The sequence below is a fragment of the Niallia sp. Marseille-Q9988 genome, from assembly GCF_976954375.1.
On the sequence record NZ_CDRJSZ010000006.1, the window covers coordinates 89,117 to 104,851 of the forward strand.

Annotated in this window: 16 protein-coding genes; 13 read left to right on the forward strand and 3 right to left on the reverse strand. The window is 35.5% G+C overall.

Going from position 1 to position 15,735, the window contains the following annotated elements; genetic code table 11:
* Window positions 1–406: 406 nt before the first annotated feature.
* Window positions 407–949: a transcription repressor NadR gene (locus ACWNMZ_RS12325; RefSeq protein WP_031540635.1), complete on the reverse strand. Its 543-nt coding sequence runs from the start codon at window positions 947–949 to the stop codon at window positions 407–409.
* A gap of 479 nt (window positions 950–1,428) precedes the next feature.
* Here ACWNMZ_RS12325 and safA point away from each other — a divergent pair, with 479 nt between their 5' ends.
* From safA to yajC, 11 genes are all read left to right on the forward strand, one after another.
* A complete protein-coding gene (gene safA, locus ACWNMZ_RS12330; RefSeq protein ID WP_446715485.1) occupies window positions 1,429–3,222 on the forward strand; it encodes a SafA/ExsA family spore coat assembly protein in 1,794 nt (597 codons plus the stop codon).
* Window positions 3,212–4,192 carry a phosphotransferase gene (locus ACWNMZ_RS12335; protein ID WP_284561805.1) on the forward strand — a complete coding sequence of 327 codons (981 nt, stop codon included), beginning with the start codon at window positions 3,212–3,214 and terminating at the stop codon, window positions 4,190–4,192. Before safA ends, ACWNMZ_RS12335 begins: the two co-directional genes overlap by 11 nt.
* Window positions 4,193–4,302: 110 nt before the next feature.
* Window positions 4,303–4,950 (forward strand): YhcN/YlaJ family sporulation lipoprotein, encoded by a 648-nt coding sequence (locus tag ACWNMZ_RS12340; protein ID WP_284561804.1) that lies wholly within the window; start codon window positions 4,303–4,305, stop codon window positions 4,948–4,950.
* 284 nt (window positions 4,951–5,234) lie between these two features.
* Window positions 5,235–6,158 (forward strand): NAD-dependent epimerase/dehydratase family protein, encoded by a 924-nt coding sequence (locus tag ACWNMZ_RS12345; protein WP_284561803.1) that lies wholly within the window; start codon window positions 5,235–5,237, stop codon window positions 6,156–6,158.
* A gap of 146 nt (window positions 6,159–6,304) precedes the next feature.
* Window positions 6,305–6,835, forward strand: coding sequence for a BofC C-terminal domain-containing protein (locus tag ACWNMZ_RS12350; RefSeq protein WP_449598641.1), 531 nt, complete (start codon window positions 6,305–6,307; stop codon window positions 6,833–6,835).
* Window positions 6,836–7,044: 209 nt separating this feature from the next.
* Window positions 7,045–7,656, forward strand: coding sequence for a Holliday junction branch migration protein RuvA (gene ruvA / locus ACWNMZ_RS12355; RefSeq protein ID WP_235247732.1), 612 nt, complete (start codon window positions 7,045–7,047; stop codon window positions 7,654–7,656).
* 114 nt (window positions 7,657–7,770) lie between these two features.
* A complete protein-coding gene (gene ruvB / locus ACWNMZ_RS12360; protein ID WP_251627457.1) occupies window positions 7,771–8,766 on the forward strand; it encodes a Holliday junction branch migration DNA helicase RuvB in 996 nt (331 codons plus the stop codon).
* 361 nt (window positions 8,767–9,127) lie between these two features.
* A complete protein-coding gene (locus ACWNMZ_RS12365) occupies window positions 9,128–9,334 on the forward strand; it encodes a DUF2905 domain-containing protein (RefSeq protein ID WP_031540626.1) in 207 nt (68 codons plus the stop codon).
* A gap of 37 nt (window positions 9,335–9,371) precedes the next feature.
* Window positions 9,372–10,400, forward strand: coding sequence for a tRNA preQ1(34) S-adenosylmethionine ribosyltransferase-isomerase QueA (gene queA / locus ACWNMZ_RS12370; protein WP_284561802.1), 1,029 nt, complete (start codon window positions 9,372–9,374; stop codon window positions 10,398–10,400).
* A 161-nt stretch (window positions 10,401–10,561) separates the two neighbouring features.
* Complete coding sequence (tgt, locus tag ACWNMZ_RS12375) at window positions 10,562–11,701, forward strand: tRNA guanosine(34) transglycosylase Tgt (RefSeq protein ID WP_031540624.1); 1,140 nt, start codon at window positions 10,562–10,564, stop codon at window positions 11,699–11,701.
* Between the two features lie 30 nt (window positions 11,702–11,731).
* Window positions 11,732–12,034, forward strand: a complete 303-nt coding sequence (gene yajC, locus ACWNMZ_RS12380) for a preprotein translocase subunit YajC (protein ID WP_031540623.1) — start codon at window positions 11,732–11,734, stop codon at window positions 12,032–12,034.
* 81 nt (window positions 12,035–12,115) lie between these two features.
* Here yajC and ACWNMZ_RS12385 read toward each other — a convergent pair whose 3' ends face one another.
* Window positions 12,116–12,535: a TIGR04086 family membrane protein gene (locus ACWNMZ_RS12385; protein WP_449598660.1), complete on the reverse strand. Its 420-nt coding sequence runs from the start codon at window positions 12,533–12,535 to the stop codon at window positions 12,116–12,118.
* 231 nt (window positions 12,536–12,766) lie between these two features.
* Here ACWNMZ_RS12385 and ACWNMZ_RS12390 point away from each other — a divergent pair, with 231 nt between their 5' ends.
* On the forward strand, window positions 12,767–13,408 hold the full coding sequence (locus ACWNMZ_RS12390) for a DUF421 domain-containing protein (RefSeq protein ID WP_031540621.1): 642 nt from the start codon (window positions 12,767–12,769) through the stop codon (window positions 13,406–13,408).
* An 87-nt stretch (window positions 13,409–13,495) separates the two neighbouring features.
* Here the strand turns inward: ACWNMZ_RS12390 and spoVB are convergent, their stop codons facing one another.
* The gene (spoVB, locus tag ACWNMZ_RS12395; RefSeq protein WP_031540620.1) at window positions 13,496–15,040 is read right to left on the reverse strand and encodes a stage V sporulation protein B; all 1,545 of its coding nucleotides are present in this window, start codon (window positions 15,038–15,040) and stop codon (window positions 13,496–13,498) included.
* A gap of 215 nt (window positions 15,041–15,255) precedes the next feature.
* Here spoVB and ACWNMZ_RS12400 point away from each other — a divergent pair, with 215 nt between their 5' ends.
* Window positions 15,256–15,555 (forward strand): post-transcriptional regulator, encoded by a 300-nt coding sequence (locus ACWNMZ_RS12400; protein WP_031540619.1) that lies wholly within the window; start codon window positions 15,256–15,258, stop codon window positions 15,553–15,555.
* Window positions 15,556–15,735: the final 180 nt, after the last annotated feature.

Sequence of the window (15,735 nt, forward strand, 5' to 3'; positions counted from 1 at the left end):
AGTGTAAAAAACAATTCGTTCCATTGCGCTACGGACACTTCCTTTTCGCGGGGAGGAAGCCTGAGCCTCCTGTGGGATTAGCGAGACAGTCTGAGACCCTGCAGGCGGAAGCAGACCGCGGCTCGGCGCTCGCTCCATGGAAAGCAAGCTGTCGCCTCGGAAAACAAATGAAATACCCGAATTTAAAAGTCGGCCACCAACAATTATGATTATATTGCAGTTTTTCAGTGGTCTCAAGCGAAGTATATTCAGGCTGCGGAATAGCAACAAACTTCATGGAACATCCTTTTTAAACGAATAAAAAAACCCTAATGATTATACGAACCTTTCATTGGCATCTTCGTATAATCATTAGGGTTTATTTTAAGCTGGAATACTTATGTCTTAGCCTCTTTTTTCAACTTCTTTAAGTCTCTTCTTTGATTAAAAAATGTGCCTTGCGTAAAGCCTCTTCTGCCTCTATCAATGTGTCAATAGAAGGTGCAGTAATGGTATGTAAATGGATACCAGAAGTTAATTCTGATAGATAGGCTGCGTTTGTATGCTTTATCTTCTTCATAAATTGCTTAACTTCTTTTCGATTAGAAACGAGAATAGAAGCTGTTAAATCCCCATAGACTGGATGTTCAATTTTAACATCTTTAACCGTTACTCCATTATCAACAAGGATATTTAATTCTTCTTCTGTTTTCTCTGGAGGATGATTACAAGCAATAATTCTCTCATAAAGAGATGGTTTTGATTCCTGTAAATATAAATAGCCTTGACTAGTAGCCAATATCGGTTCGTTTTTCGCTTTTAGAAGGGTAATGTCTCCGACGATGATTTGTCGGCTAACATTCGTCAATTTGGAAAGCTCGCTACCGGTATAAGGGCGATTATTTTCTTTTAATAAGGAAAGAATGTAAGCTCTTCTTTCTTCTCCAAGCATTTTCTTTGATTCTGTCATCTAATCTCTCCTTTAATGATTCTTTCTTTTTAGTAAAAGGTTATACGTATACTCTTGCTATAGTTTAGAGTTTTATTAAGAATTGCATTGTTCAAAAAACAATAACAGACAAAATATATAAGATGCCATTAATTAGCTATATTCAGGCTGCAGAAAATAGCAAAAACGTTTGCGAAAAGTCTCTTTTTAATAAAGAAAGGATTAAAAATAATTTTTCTTTATATATTGGTGGATTTTGTTTATATATTCTTTCCTTTCTATTTTATCAAAAGTCTCTATAAATTGAATAAAATAAATTTGATTTTTGATAGGTTCTTGGTACCAAAAATATAGTTGAAAAGAAGGACAAAGGATCTCCTATCTTTATGTTGCTAAAACACATAATTTGAAAAAAAGCGCATAGATTTTTGAATAGAATGATAACCATTTTGCATTGTGAACATAGACTATATGGACATATGCATAGGAGGGAATCTATAGTGAAGATCCATATTGTTCAGAAAGGGGATACTCTTTGGAAAATCGCAAAAAAATACGGGGTGAATTTCGAAGAGTTAAAAGCATTAAATTCCCAATTGAGTAATACAGATATGATTATGCCCGGCATGAAAATTAAAGTTCCAACTTCAGGAGGAAATATAAAGAAAGAAGCTCCTATTATGGGAACAAAAAAAGAAATGCCGATAGCAATGGAGCCAATTGTAAAGGAAGCACCGAAAAAAGAAATGCCTATTAAAGAAATGCCCAAAAAGGAAATGCCGAAAAAAGAAGCGCCAAAGGAAAAACCATACACTCCTAAAATGCCTACGCCAATCATTCCAGAAATTGATGTAACTAATTATTATTCCATGAATATGACGAATGTGGACGTAGATGTTGATGTGGACATGAAAGAAAAGGTAGTTTTGCCACCAAAGCCTGCACCAGTAGTACCTAAAGAAAAGGCAGTAAAGCCAATAAAGGCAGTAAAACCCGAAAAACCAGTAGTTCAACAAGATGAGTGTCCGCCTATTGTGCCTTATCAGCCATATTGTTATGAAGTTTCTCCAATGATGCCAGGAAGCGGTTTTCCTCCAGGAGTATGCCCTCCAGCTGGAATACCAGTAGAACAACTAGGTTCACAAGCTACGCCACTACCAGGTGTAGATTTTACAGATAAGCATAAATGGGAAGAGTCTTCATCTTCTTATTCTGCTTATACACATGGCGAAGCGCCGGTACACGGCAGTAATGTGCCCCCTGACTATTATCAACAGCCATTAGTGCAGTACGGTCAAATGCCTGTGGAACATCAGCACCATAAAAAAGAATCTTCAGACATAGCCGGATTAGGACATCAACCCTTTGTCCCTACCCCAACGCATACAGCGCCAGTATTACCATCCTATAACCTTCCTTATAAGGAGGATTGTGGATGTGGTGCTCCATCATTCCCGCAACAATCAGCGTTTCCAGCAAGCGAAGGTTTTCAATTAGAGGGAATGGGGCAAGGTTATGCACCAGGAATGGGAATGGCGCCAATGCCGCAAGGATTCAGCCCAGAAATGGGACCGATGGCAGGAGGTGCACCAGGAATGGGAATGGCGCCGATGCCACAAGGATTTAGCCCAGAAATGGGACCGTTGGCAGGAGGATATGCACCAGGAATGGGAATGCCAGCAATGCCACAAGGATTTAGCCCAGAAATGGGACCGATGGCAGGAGGATATGCACCAGGAATGGGAATGCCAGCAATGCCACAAGGATTTAGCCCGGAAATGGGGCCGATGGCAGGAGGATATGCACCAGGAATGGGAATGCCAGCAATGCCACAAGGATTTAGCCCGGAAATGGGGCCGATGGCAGGAGGATATGCACCAGGAATGGGAATGCCAGCAATGCAACAAGGATTCGGTCCAGAAATGAGACCGATGGTAGGAGGATATGCACCAGGAATGGGAATGGCGCCAATGGCGCAAGGATTTAGCCCAGAAATGGGACCAATGATGCAATCTCCTTATCCTCAAGGTATGGGCGGGAATACACCAATGCCTTATCAGGTAGAAAATAATAGTCCAGTTGGAGATTCTCCATCTTATGAAGCAAGTATTGGGCAGCCAGTTGCACAAGAAATGGTCCCGCCAGTTTATGGACCTGGAGGCAATGCACCAGTATTTACCCCTCCGTATAATCCTACTATAGGGCAGCCGCCATATATGAATCCTTATGGCGTTAATCAAGGGACTCCATTTGGAATGCCAAGATACCAAGAGGACGAAAGCAGTGATTTATGATTTTTATCATAGAGGGGACGATACTTTTTATTATCGTCTCCTTTCTTTATTAGAAAAAAAAATTCCTGCTAAGATTTTAGAAATAAGCAGAATTAGGAATGAGGTATACTTAGTTAAAACCAATCAATTTTGGATGATTTTAAAAGGATATAATAGCTATCAAAAATTAAAAATTCAAGAGGCTTTTACAAGAGCGCTAAAACAGGAGGGCTTCACACATACGTACCAATTTTATGTGTTCGATGATGAACCGATCATTATAGATGAGATGGTGTTTGGTATGATTGAATACATTTCTCCTCATAAAGATTCCTTTACATATAGTAGTAAAGGCAATAGAAGGGAAGCCCTTCAATTATTAGAACACTATTATACAGTTACAGAACGTCTTGTAGAAATTTATAAATATATTTTGCCTTCCTTTCTTTTAATGAAAAAATTAGAACAACGGTTAGTGGAATTTCGAAGTAATAAGTCAATAATAGAGCATTATTTGAAAATGGAAATCGTGGAGGAAATTTTCGAATGGGCTAATATTTCCTTTCTTTATATACAAGAGCATAATGAATATCTTCATTCAAAATCAAATGTTATATTGCATGGGGATGTAGCCCACCATAATTTTATGCGTGACATTAATAATAAACTATATCTAATTGATTTTGATTTAATTAGTATTGGTCCAAGAGTGGGCGATTATTTGCAGTTTGCTAATCGGATTTTGCCGAATATAGGTTGGTCCCTCCAACAATTACAAAAGATGAGTGGATATTCTCAGTTATTCAAAGAGGAATGGTTTTTAATCGCTTTAATGTATCCAACAGATATTCTTAGAGAATGGAATAGAATAATCAGAAACAAACATCTTTCAAATGACTTTTTATTAAAACAAGTGCTTGACTTAACAACAGATCAGTATGAAAAAAGAAAGAAATTTTACCAAAAGCTAAGACAAATTGTAGATATATAATCGGGCAATTCTATAATGGCTAGACTTTACAGTATGATTCTCTCCGAAGAGCAGAAGATAAAAAAGAGCAACGTCTTGCTCTAGATTTAAATAAAGGGGAGAATATTACTGTGAATAAAAATAAGTTAGTTGCTCCAGTTCTTTTAACGGTAACTTTTGGCTTGGCTGGCTGTGGTGTGAACGATGACCAAACCGCAGATCAAAATCGTCTCAATAATGCTAGACCGATTGGATATTACTCCAATGAACAACATGATGTAAACAATAATAACAGTTTTACAACAGACAATGACGGACCAATTACAGAAATGATGGACCATACCTTTGGGGATGAAGATAATAAAAATGGTGTTGGTGTCCAAAATGTTAACAATAAAAATACTACGAGGGAGAATAGAAATAACGATAATCAAGATAATCGCGTTTCATATGATACAGAGTTAGCTGAAAAGGTATCAAATGCAGCTGCTAAAATGGATAATGTAAAAAATGCACATTCAATTGTTTATGGAGAAAACGTTTTGGTTGCACTTGAAGTAGACGATACGAAAATTGTTGATCAGACAAAAGCAAAAGTAAAAGATAAGTTAAATGATTCTTTAAATGGAAAAGATATTTCTGTAGTGACAGATAGAGGAATATTTACGAGCATTGAGGATATAAATCGTTCAATAAAAAATGGTCAACCGCAGCAAACGATTAACAATAATATAGAAAATATCTTTAATCGCTTAAATCCGACAAAAGAAAACAGATAATAAAAAACTAACTTCGAAAAGGTTCGCCCCATTCGAAGTTAGTTTTTTATCATATGTTCTTTATTGGAAACGAATTGATTGGTTTGATTTATCACAAATAATGGATTTAAAAGACATTTTTTAAGAAGTTAAAAGTGTATATTTATAAAACTGTTCTATATAATGAATTTATTTGTTGATATTACGAATGAAAAGAGTTATGCTTTATAATGAAATAATTATTCGTTATAAAGAACTTATTAATCGGTTTTTTCATAGAGGCAAAAAGTGCGGAGGGATTCAAAGTGAGAGTGTTAATTACAGGTGGACAAGAGAGTGAAATGGCAACTGCTCTAAAGGAACAACTTTCAAAGAATAATGTTTATTGTATAGTAGCTGGAAAGCAACAGAAACATAGTGAAATTTCAACTCTAGTACATAATGATGTATACACTTTCTTAAACGGGATGGAATTAGCCGACATACTGATGGAGAACCAGGTAGATTGCGTTATCCATCTATCTAACAAGGCCATAACATCCAACAGCATGAAGGATTCATTTGAACAGTCAGAAGAGAATATTGCTTGTACGATTGAAGTGCTCGAAGCATGTGTGCAAGCAAAAGTACATAAAATCATCTTCCCCTCCACGATTGCTGTTTATGGGGACATAGAAGGAGCTATAACGGAAGAAAAGCTTTTGCAACCTGTACTTTTTGGAGGGCTTTCTAAGAAGATTGAGGAGAAATATATACAAAACTACCACACTCTTTACGGTCTTTCTTTTACAATTTTACGCTTTCCCATAATTTATGGAGCAAGTTCCAAACATATGAATACAGAGAGTATGATAGAATCAACGATTAAAAAAGTGATTGAAAATCGTCCACCTATCGTATTTGATGATGGAGAACAGAAGAAGCACTTTCTTTACATAAGTGATGCCATTCAAGCAATTATCTCAAGTTTAAATAATGGAGAGAATCAAGTATATAATATTTGTCCTAAGGAAATATATTCTATGAAGGAAGTTGTCTCCATTATTCATTCTTCTATAAAAGAAGATGTACTTCATTCGTTAGAAGAAGGGGAGAAAAGTAGAATATCAACAACGAAGGCACAAATGGATCTGAAATGGCATTCTCTTGTACCATTTTCGGAGGGAATTCGTTTAACAATCAAAAATATAAAACATCAAGCTGAACAGATAAATAGAACATTAAAATAAGATTGCTATGAATTTGGAATGAAAAAATTATTTATGGTGAGAATAATAGAGAGTTAGGTTATTTCAAACCTAGACTTTAGATTGACAGTACCCTATTTCCTTGGAAATAACGAAGCTGTTTTGAGTAATGTGAAGAGGTGGTTATAATGAAAACCAGATTCCTTTTATTTTCAGCTGTTCTTCTTGTCAGTTTTATAACAATCATTTCATCAACTGGACAAGTTTATGGAAAGAGTGGAAGCACACATTCTTTGAATGAAAATCCTAAGAAATTGGAAGTGGTGTTGAAAAGGATTTATTTAGATGGAGAAGTGAGCGAAGAAGTGGTAGAAGAAACAGTATGGTCGATGGAAGATTTCTGGTCAAAGTACGATAAATGGCAGTTGGTAGATATGACAAGTAAAGAGCTTGTATTTAAACAAGAAATCGACGATATATCTCCACTATTAAAGGCTAATGGATATTTTGGCATTAATGACGAGGGGATTTTAACCATTTATAATGGAAAACCTGCTCAGGAAAACATTATTCAGTCTTTTTTCCAAATTGATCTAAAAAAACTGGAATCAAAGCAGCAGGAAGGCCTACAAAAAGGAATTCCCATTAAATCAAGGGATCGATATGTAAAAGTACTTGAAACCTTTAAAAACTTAACAACAATCGAAACGACGAATTAAGAAAATCACCCCCAGTGAACAGAAGAAGCACAGAAAATAGTGCCATTCTGATCACTGTTTTTTTGTTTTTAAAGAATATTATGAAAATCATCTATAATAGCAGTTCAATAAAATAGTATGATAAAATAAGCTTTAGGATTTATCCCCCACTTAATGGGAAGTGAGACCCCAACTAATGGAAGTGTTCTTTATAAGGGAGAGAATTTAATTTGTATGAATATATAAAAGGAAATGTAGAATTTATTGGACCTGAATATATCGTAATCGAAAATAATGAAATTGGTTATCAGATTAAAACACCTAATCCATTTTCATTTTCAGCCTTTTCGGGTAACAAGATTACAGTATTTACCTACCATTATGTTAGAGAAGATAATATTAGTTTATATGGTTTTCGTTCACAAGATGAAAAAGCCTTATTTACAAAGCTTCTAAATGTTTCTGGAATTGGACCTAAAGGAGCATTGGCTATTCTTGCATCTGGAGAACCAAGTCAGGTTATATCTGCAATAGAAGCAGAAGATGAAGCGTTTCTTGTGAAATTTCCAGGCGTTGGAAAGAAAACGGCAAGACAGATGATTCTGGACTTAAAAGGGAAATTAGCTGATTTTATGCAAGATTCCTCCCCAGATTTATTTACAGTAGATAAGCAATTAGCCAAAGTAGAAAGTGATTCAGCAATGGATGAGGCGATTCTAGCGTTAACAGCTCTTGGATATTCAGAAAAAGAGGTGAAGAAAATTTCTCCTCATTTAAAAAAGGAGCAGTTAACAACAGATGGATATATCAAGCTGGCATTAAAGCTTCTGTTAAAAAGATAAGATGTTAGCTTTTTTAAGATTCTTGTTTTTCCATAGGGGAAATCAATAGATTGAATAAAGAGTAGTAGTAAATACGTAGATTTACTTGAGGACTTATGGAAGGGAGTGAATGGTATGGATGATCGAATCATTTCAAGTGAAGCAGATACGCAGGATTTATCGTTTGAAAAAAGTCTGCGTCCTATTCAATTACATGAGTATATTGGTCAAGATAAAGTAAAAGACAATTTAAAGGTGTTTATTGAGGCTGCTAAATTTAGAGAAGAAGCACTGGACCATGTTTTATTATATGGACCACCAGGACTTGGGAAAACTACGCTTGCGACGATTATTGCTAATGAGATGGGTGTTAATATTAGAACAACTGCAGGTCCAGCGATTGAAAGGCCTGGTGATTTGGCAGCAATATTAACTGCGTTAGAGCCCGGGGATGTGCTGTTTATAGATGAGATTCATCGGTTGCCACGTGCAATAGAAGAAGTTTTATATCCAGCGATGGAAGATTATTGTTTAGATATTGTTATTGGGAAAGGACCTAGTGCTCGATCTGTTCGGCTTGATTTGCCCCCTTTCACCCTCGTTGGTGCAACAACAAGAGCTGGTTCTGTTTCTGCACCGTTAAGAGATCGGTTTGGAGTTTTATCTAGACTAGAATATTATGAAATAGAACAGCTCAAAGATATTGTTGTGAGAACAGCTGATGTTCTACAAATTGGGATGGAAGAACTTGCTGCATGGGAAATAGCAAGACGTTCGAGAGGGACTCCCCGAATAGCCAATCGCCTTTTACGAAGAGTACGTGATTTTGCCCAAGTAAAGGGAGATGGGATGATTACTAAAGATTTGGCGGACAATTCACTTGAACTTTTACAGGTTGACCGTTTAGGGTTAGATCATATTGACCATAAATTATTACTAGGAATGATTCATAAATTTAAGGGTGGACCAGTCGGATTAGAAACGATTGCAGCAACTATTGGAGAAGAAGCTCATACAATTGAAGATGTTTATGAACCATATTTGCTTCAGATTGGTTTCTTGCAACGAACTCCTAGAGGGAGAAGTGTTACACATCTTGTTTATGATCATTTAAATATTAAACCTGAATAAATTTTCTAATCTATAGGCTGTTTTCTAAAGGATTGTTGTTTTTTCAATAGGAAAAAAGAATTAGTTGGTAAAATGGAGCAGCCGGAATACACGAAGACTCCTGTGGGATTAGCGAGACAGTCTGAGACCCCGGAGGCGAAAGCTGAGAGGCTTAAGCTTAGCCCCACGGAAAGCGAGCGGTAAGCCTCGGAAAACAAAAGCCTACACTAAGTTAGAATGGTTTGGTAACTACCGATTCACCAGGTAATACACTTTTTCAGTGGCCTCAATCGAAGTGTATTCCGGCTGCGGGTAATCGCAACAAACTTTACGAAAACAGCCAATCTATAAAATAAAACAAATGATATAAAGGAAGAGAATGATGAATGAAATTTCCAAATATATAATGATCATCGGCATAATTGTATTTCTGATCGGGCTTATCATGCAATTTGTCCCTATTGGAAAGCTTCCTGGTGACATTCTAATAAAAAAAGAACATTCGACTTTTTATTTTCCGATTACAACTTGCATTGTAATTAGTATTGTTTTATCGCTCGTTTTTTATTTTATAGGAAAATTTCGTTAAGATTTTAATTGCATGAAAGAAAGAATAGGTGACAGACATGAAAGTAGATTTATTTGATTTTCATTTACCAGAAGAATTAATCGCACAAACTCCTTTAGAGGATCGCACAAGTAGTCGATTAATGGTTGTAAATAAAGATACTGGTGAATTAGAGCATCGCAAATTTAAGGATATTTATGAGTATATCAATCCTGGTGATTGTCTAGTATTAAATGATACAAGAGTATTGCCAGCAAGATTACATGGCGAGAAAGAAGATACTGGAGCACATATCGAGGTGCTTTTATTAAAGCAACAAGAGGAAGACAAATGGGAAACACTTGTCAAGCCTGCTAAAAGGGTAAAAGAAGGTACGATTATTACCTTTGGAGACGGTAAATTAAAAGCTGTGTGTGTAAAAGAATTAGAGCACGGAGGTCGGATTCTCGATTTTCAGTATGAAGGGATTTTTTATGAGATTCTAGATCAACTTGGTGAGATGCCGTTGCCGCCATATATTAAAGAAAAATTAGACGATCAAGATCGTTATCAAACAGTTTATGCAAAAGAAAGAGGCTCTGCGGCTGCTCCGACAGCTGGACTACATTTTACAACTGATTTATTGGATGCTTTGAAAGAAAAGGGAGTACATATTGCATTTATTACTCTTCATGTTGGTCTTGGTACCTTCCGTCCTGTTAATGTAGAAGAAGTAGATAAGCATGAAATGCACGCCGAATTTTATCAAATTAATGGAGAAACGGCATCATTATTAAATAAAGTACGTGCAGAAGGTGGGCGGATTATTTCCGTTGGGACAACGTCTACTCGAACACTTGAAACAATTGCATCCGCAAATAACGGAAAATTTGTAGAAAGCAGTGGATGGACAAGTATCTTTATTTATCCTGGCTATGAGTTTAAAGGAATTGATGGAATGATTACGAATTTTCATTTACCTAAATCAACTTTGATAATGTTAGTTAGTGCACTAGCTGGAAGAGAAAATGTACTTCATGCTTATGAAACGGCAGTAAAAGAAAGATATCGATTCTTTAGTTTTGGCGATGCTATGTTTATACGTTAGATAAAGGAAGATAGGTTCACGAATTACTTGAGTTTCGCAGTGATATTCATTAGAATATATAGTTGATTCTATAAGTTTGTTTAATAAATATCATTATGTAAAAAACGATAGGAAGTTGATGAATCGATGGAAGTTTCACTTTATATAAAGGAGAAAATAATTTGACAGCAATACGTTATGAATTCATAAAAACATGTAAGCAAACAGGTGCTAGATTGGGCATAGTACATACACCACACGGTTCTTTTGAGACACCTGCTTTTATGCCGGTTGGAACGTTAGCAACCGTGAAGACGATGGCTCCAGAAGATTTAAAATCAATGGGAGCAAATATCATTTTAAGTAATACCTACCATTTATGGCTAAGACCAGGACATGAAATCGTGAAAGAAGCTGGTGGTCTTCATAAATTCATGAATTGGGATAAGGCGATCTTAACGGATTCTGGTGGGTTTCAAGTCTTTAGTTTAAGTGATTTCCGCAAAATTGAAGAAGAAGGCGTGCACTTTAGAAATCATTTAAATGGGGACAAATTATTCCTTTCTCCTGAAAAAGCAATGGAAATACAAAATGCTTTAGGGTCAGATATTATGATGGCATTTGATGAATGTCCTCCTTATCCAGCGGAATATGAATATATGAAGAAATCGGTGGAACGAACTTCCCGATGGGCAGAGCGTTGCTTAAAGGCACATAATCGTCCAGAAGATCAAGGATTATTCGGCATTATTCAAGGTGGAGAATATGAGGAACTTCGCAAGCAAAGTGCAAGGGACCTTGTTTCATTAGACTTACCTGGGTATGCAGTAGGTGGATTATCGGTTGGTGAACCAAAAGACGTTATGAATCGTGTACTTGAGTTTACAACCCCTCTAATGCCAGATAATAAGCCACGATATTTAATGGGAGTAGGTTCACCAGATTCTTTAATTGAGGGTGCTATTCGTGGGATTGATATGTTTGACTGTGTATTGCCGACAAGAATCGCAAGAAATGGAACAGTGATGACAAGCGAAGGACGACTAGTCGTTAAAAACGCTAAATATGCAAGAGATTTTGGACCTTTAGATCCAGAATGCGATTGCTATACTTGTAAAAATTACAGTCGTGCGTATATTCGTCATCTTATTCGATGTGACGAAACATTCGGAATAAGGCTTACATCTTACCATAATCTATATTTTCTGTTAAACTTAATGGAGAATGTCCGAGATGCGATCAGAAATGACCGTTTAGGAGATTTCAAAGAAGAGTTTTTCGAACGTTATGGATTTAATAAACCGAACGCTAAAAACTTTTAATAGAAGAACTTGAAAGGAGGGGAAATATAAATGGCACAACTTGCAAGTTTATTACCGTTTATTTTAATGTTTGTATTATTCTATTTCTTGCTAATTCGTCCACAGCAAAAGCGTCAAAGATCTGTACGCGATATGCAGAGTAGCTTGAAAAAAGGGGATAAGATTGTCACGATTGGCGGCATGCATGCTACAATCGATGCAATTGATGAGGGGACAATTGTATTAAAATCAAAAGATGGTTCACGCTTAACTTTTGATCGCAATGCAATTCGTGAAGTTGTAGAATCTTCCGCAACAGTTGCAAGCCCAACTTTAGACAAAGTAGAAGAATAAGAGCAAAAAGTGCAGTCTTACCAATAAGATTGCACTTTTTATTTTTTTAGTTGCGGTAAATATACATTTTTAAGTGTGTTATTAATTATTTTTTGAAAGATTTACACCCAAAATTCCACCCATCATACAAATAAGCGTATAACATACATGATAAATTGTTTGCTCCATCGTAAATAGCTGATCAGATCCTAAAAAGGAAAATAAAAAAATGATGGTAGAATAGATTAGCCCTGTAAGACCGCCTAGAAACCAGCCTTTTTCTTTCCCTTTCCCACCTGAAATAAAACCACCTGCAAACAAAGTAATAAACGATACAGCAGTAATAATATATTGCAGAGATGATTCTTGAATAGATGTAAATCTTAATAATAAGGAAAAGAATAAACTACTCGTTATTAACATAATGAAAATGGCAATTAAACCGTATAAAACAGAACTGCCAACATGCTTACTCTCTTCGATTGTAAACCTCTCCTTTCCATCCCATCTTAAATCTTCTATAAAAGTATTCTAGTACAAGCATATTCAGTACAAGTAAAAATAGAATAAAAAAATAGTTGAAATCGTATTTTTCTGATTAAGATGTGCAAAATGAAAGAATCACCTTCAGATTATCCCTATTTAGATAGCAGTTTTTCAGTGTTTGGTGATGTGTCAACGTGTTCTTTCTCGTATTATTTTTTCTGTATGGTGCAGATTAAATAGGGAACATATTTGATCGGAGGAGATAATGTGGAACAATATTTGATCATTTTGTTTAGAACGATTTTGATATATGTGCTTATCGTTCTTATTTTTCGCTTAATGGGAAAAAGGGAAATAGGAGAATTAAGTATATTAGATTTAGTTGTTTTCATCATGATTGCTGAAATAGCTGTTGTCGCAATAGAAGATTATCAGGATCCTCTATTGCCAACTTTATTGCCAATGTTTATTCTTTTATCCATTCAAGTGTTACTAGCATTCTTATCCTTGAAAAGCAAAAAAATGCGCGATTTTATTGAAGGAGAACCAACCTTTATCATCAAAAATGGCGAAATTGATGAAACAGCAATGAAAAGTCAGCGATATAATTATGATGATTTATTAATTCAGCTGAGAGAAAAAAACATCCGCAATATTGCAGATGTAGAATTTGCGATATTGGAAACATCAGGAAAATTATCTGTATTTGAAAAAGAAAAAAATAAACTATCTATTACCATCCCACTCATTATGGATGGGATCATTCAAGAAAGTAATTTAACAAAAATAGGCAAAACAAATTTATGGCTTAGGCAGCAATTAAAAGAAAAAGGCTATACCAATATTAAAAACATATCATTTTGCAGCTACCAAGATGGGGAATTTTATATTGATTTAATGGATCATTAAAAAACATTCTGACAATCGTTTACATGATAGCAAAAGCAATCAGTGGAATGTTTTTCAACATCTGCTGATTGCTAGTAAAATAAATATTTAAGAGAAAAAGCGGCCAAACCATGGGATTTTTGCTAAATCTTTTTTGGTCATTAAACGGAAAAGGAAAAGCAATATTACATAAAAAATACATATGATGCTTGTAATACTAATTAATTGCAATAAGATAGAAGAAAATGAAATAGTCTTGACTAAAAAGGTTCCTAAATATGCCGTTAAGGAAATACTAAGTAGCATTTTCAGATAATCTTTGACAATTATAGAAAAGCTAATTGTCTTTAAGATTGTTGCAAAATGGAGCATTGTTACTAAAACAAACCCCACAATTAACGCAATGGCTACACCGTATATTCCGAATTCTGGCCTACTTGCAAGAAGCAAAATCAACCCTGTTTTTACACCGGCGCCAATAAAACTATTAATCATTGCTGCTCTGGCAAAATTCAAGGCTTGCAAAGCTGCTTGGAGAGGTCCTTGATAATAATTGAGAATAAAAAAAGGTGCCATTAATTGAATGAAAGAGGTTCCTCTTGTACTTCCATACATAATGGTCATTAAAGGCTCTGCTAATACATAGAGCACAATAATGGCTAGGCCACCCGTCATAAAGGTAAATTTAAGTGCTTGCTGTAATAAATGCTCAATTAGCTTTAATTGATTACTTGCTTTGGCTTCACTAATTGCAGGAACAAGAGAAGTTGATAAGGATTGAGTAAAGAAGGATGGCAGCATCAAGAGTGGAAGCGCAAATCCAGTTAATACCCCATACTGTTTTGTTGCATTTACAGCAGAGAGACCTGCTATAGATAAGCTGTGAGCAACAACAATTGGTTCAATAAACCAAGCGATGCTTCCAACCATTCTGCTCCCTGTAGTCGGTAATGCAATAGTCATTAGCTCTTGAAAAGTACTTTTCCCATTATGTACGTATTGAAAGAACCTTTTCCGTAAATGGAATGTTTTTCTCCATTTAAAGGATGCTAGTAAATAAAACAAGGAAGCTAGTTCACCAAGAACAGATGCTAACATTGCGCCAGCTGCAGCATATTCAACACCAAGTGGTAAAAACGCTTTTGTTAAGGTGGCAATCAATGCAATACGAATGACTTGTTCAATTACTTGCGAGGTTGCTGCAGGCTTCATGTTTTGTCTTCCTTGAAAATATCCTCTTAATACAGAGGAAACAGCAATAATTGGTATGATTGGCGTAATCGCAAGAAGCGGCAAAAGTGTCCGTTCATCTGTAAACAATGTTTGAGAAAGATAAGGAGCCAAAAGAAATAAAGCTGGTGTAAATAGGAGAGTTAAGCCTAGGGTTGTACTTAATGAAACAATTAATATGCTCTTTACTTTACGTAAATTACCCTCCGCTTCCGCTTCTGCCACATTTTTAGAGATGGCAACAGGTAGTCCAAGTTGAGTGATGGTAACAACTAAAATCATTGTTGGATATACCATCATATAAAGCCCAACCCCATCATCTCCAATAAACCGTGCAATCACAATTCGATTTATAAATCCTAATACTCTGGTAATAAATCCAGCTATAAGTAAAATCATTGTTCCTTTTAAAAACTTAGACATTTTATTCCCTGCCTTCTCAAATAGCGAATAATACTATACAATTATCTATATGCAACAATGTGGACAAAGCATGACAAGGTTTTTTAAAAGTAAACGTGTTGATTGCAAAGAAGCTATTTTATAAAGGGTTGTTTTCAAAATATTGTTGCTTTGGTAACAGAGATTGCTCATGATTATAGATTAAACATAAAATGACTGTAATGGAGTGGATTGGAATGTCGTCAACACATATATATGACCAGTATCGTTCACAAGTAAAGCCTGCATTAAATAGTAAAATAGAAGAGTTTCATTTACTTGGTTATGACACCATTAAGGAAGACGAGCTGTGGGTGTTTTTGACAAAGAAAAAATGGAAAAAGCCCTCTGAAGCTATTAGAATCGCAGAATTAGTGCAGGATATACTTAATGTTAAGGTAGCAAACTTCATGAACTATGCTACTATCGAGGCATTCAAAACAACAGATTTGCTTTCTGTCTTATCAGAAGAAGAGAAAAAAGAATTATTGAAATAAAGAAAGCTTCTGTCGAAGGAATAATCAAAAAAGCTTCCTCTTAACTTCTTTTGGAGCTATTTTTAAAGGATTTAGAAAGGAAAGAATAGGGATGAACAAAAAGGCGTTAAATTTATGTGACAGGTAGAATAATTTTACTAGTATATTTTTCTTATACAAATTGACAGTCATGATAAACTG

Coding starts and splice junctions, on each gene's coding strand:
- ACWNMZ_RS12325 (WP_031540635.1), bottom strand. CDS start 949: ATGACAGAATCAAAGAAAATGCTTGGAGAAGAAAGAAGAGCTTACATT.
- queA (WP_284561802.1), top strand. CDS start 9,372: ATGAAAGTAGATTTATTTGATTTTCATTTACCAGAAGAATTAATCGCA.
- ACWNMZ_RS12365 (WP_031540626.1), top strand. CDS start 9,128: ATGAATGAAATTTCCAAATATATAATGATCATCGGCATAATTGTATTT.
- ruvB (WP_251627457.1), top strand. CDS start 7,771: ATGGATGATCGAATCATTTCAAGTGAAGCAGATACGCAGGATTTATCG.
- yajC (WP_031540623.1), top strand. CDS start 11,732: ATGGCACAACTTGCAAGTTTATTACCGTTTATTTTAATGTTTGTATTA.
- spoVB (WP_031540620.1), bottom strand. CDS start 15,040: ATGTCTAAGTTTTTAAAAGGAACAATGATTTTACTTATAGCTGGATTT.
- ACWNMZ_RS12400 (WP_031540619.1), top strand. CDS start 15,256: ATGTCGTCAACACATATATATGACCAGTATCGTTCACAAGTAAAGCCT.
- ACWNMZ_RS12350 (WP_449598641.1), top strand. CDS start 6,305: ATGAAAACCAGATTCCTTTTATTTTCAGCTGTTCTTCTTGTCAGTTTT.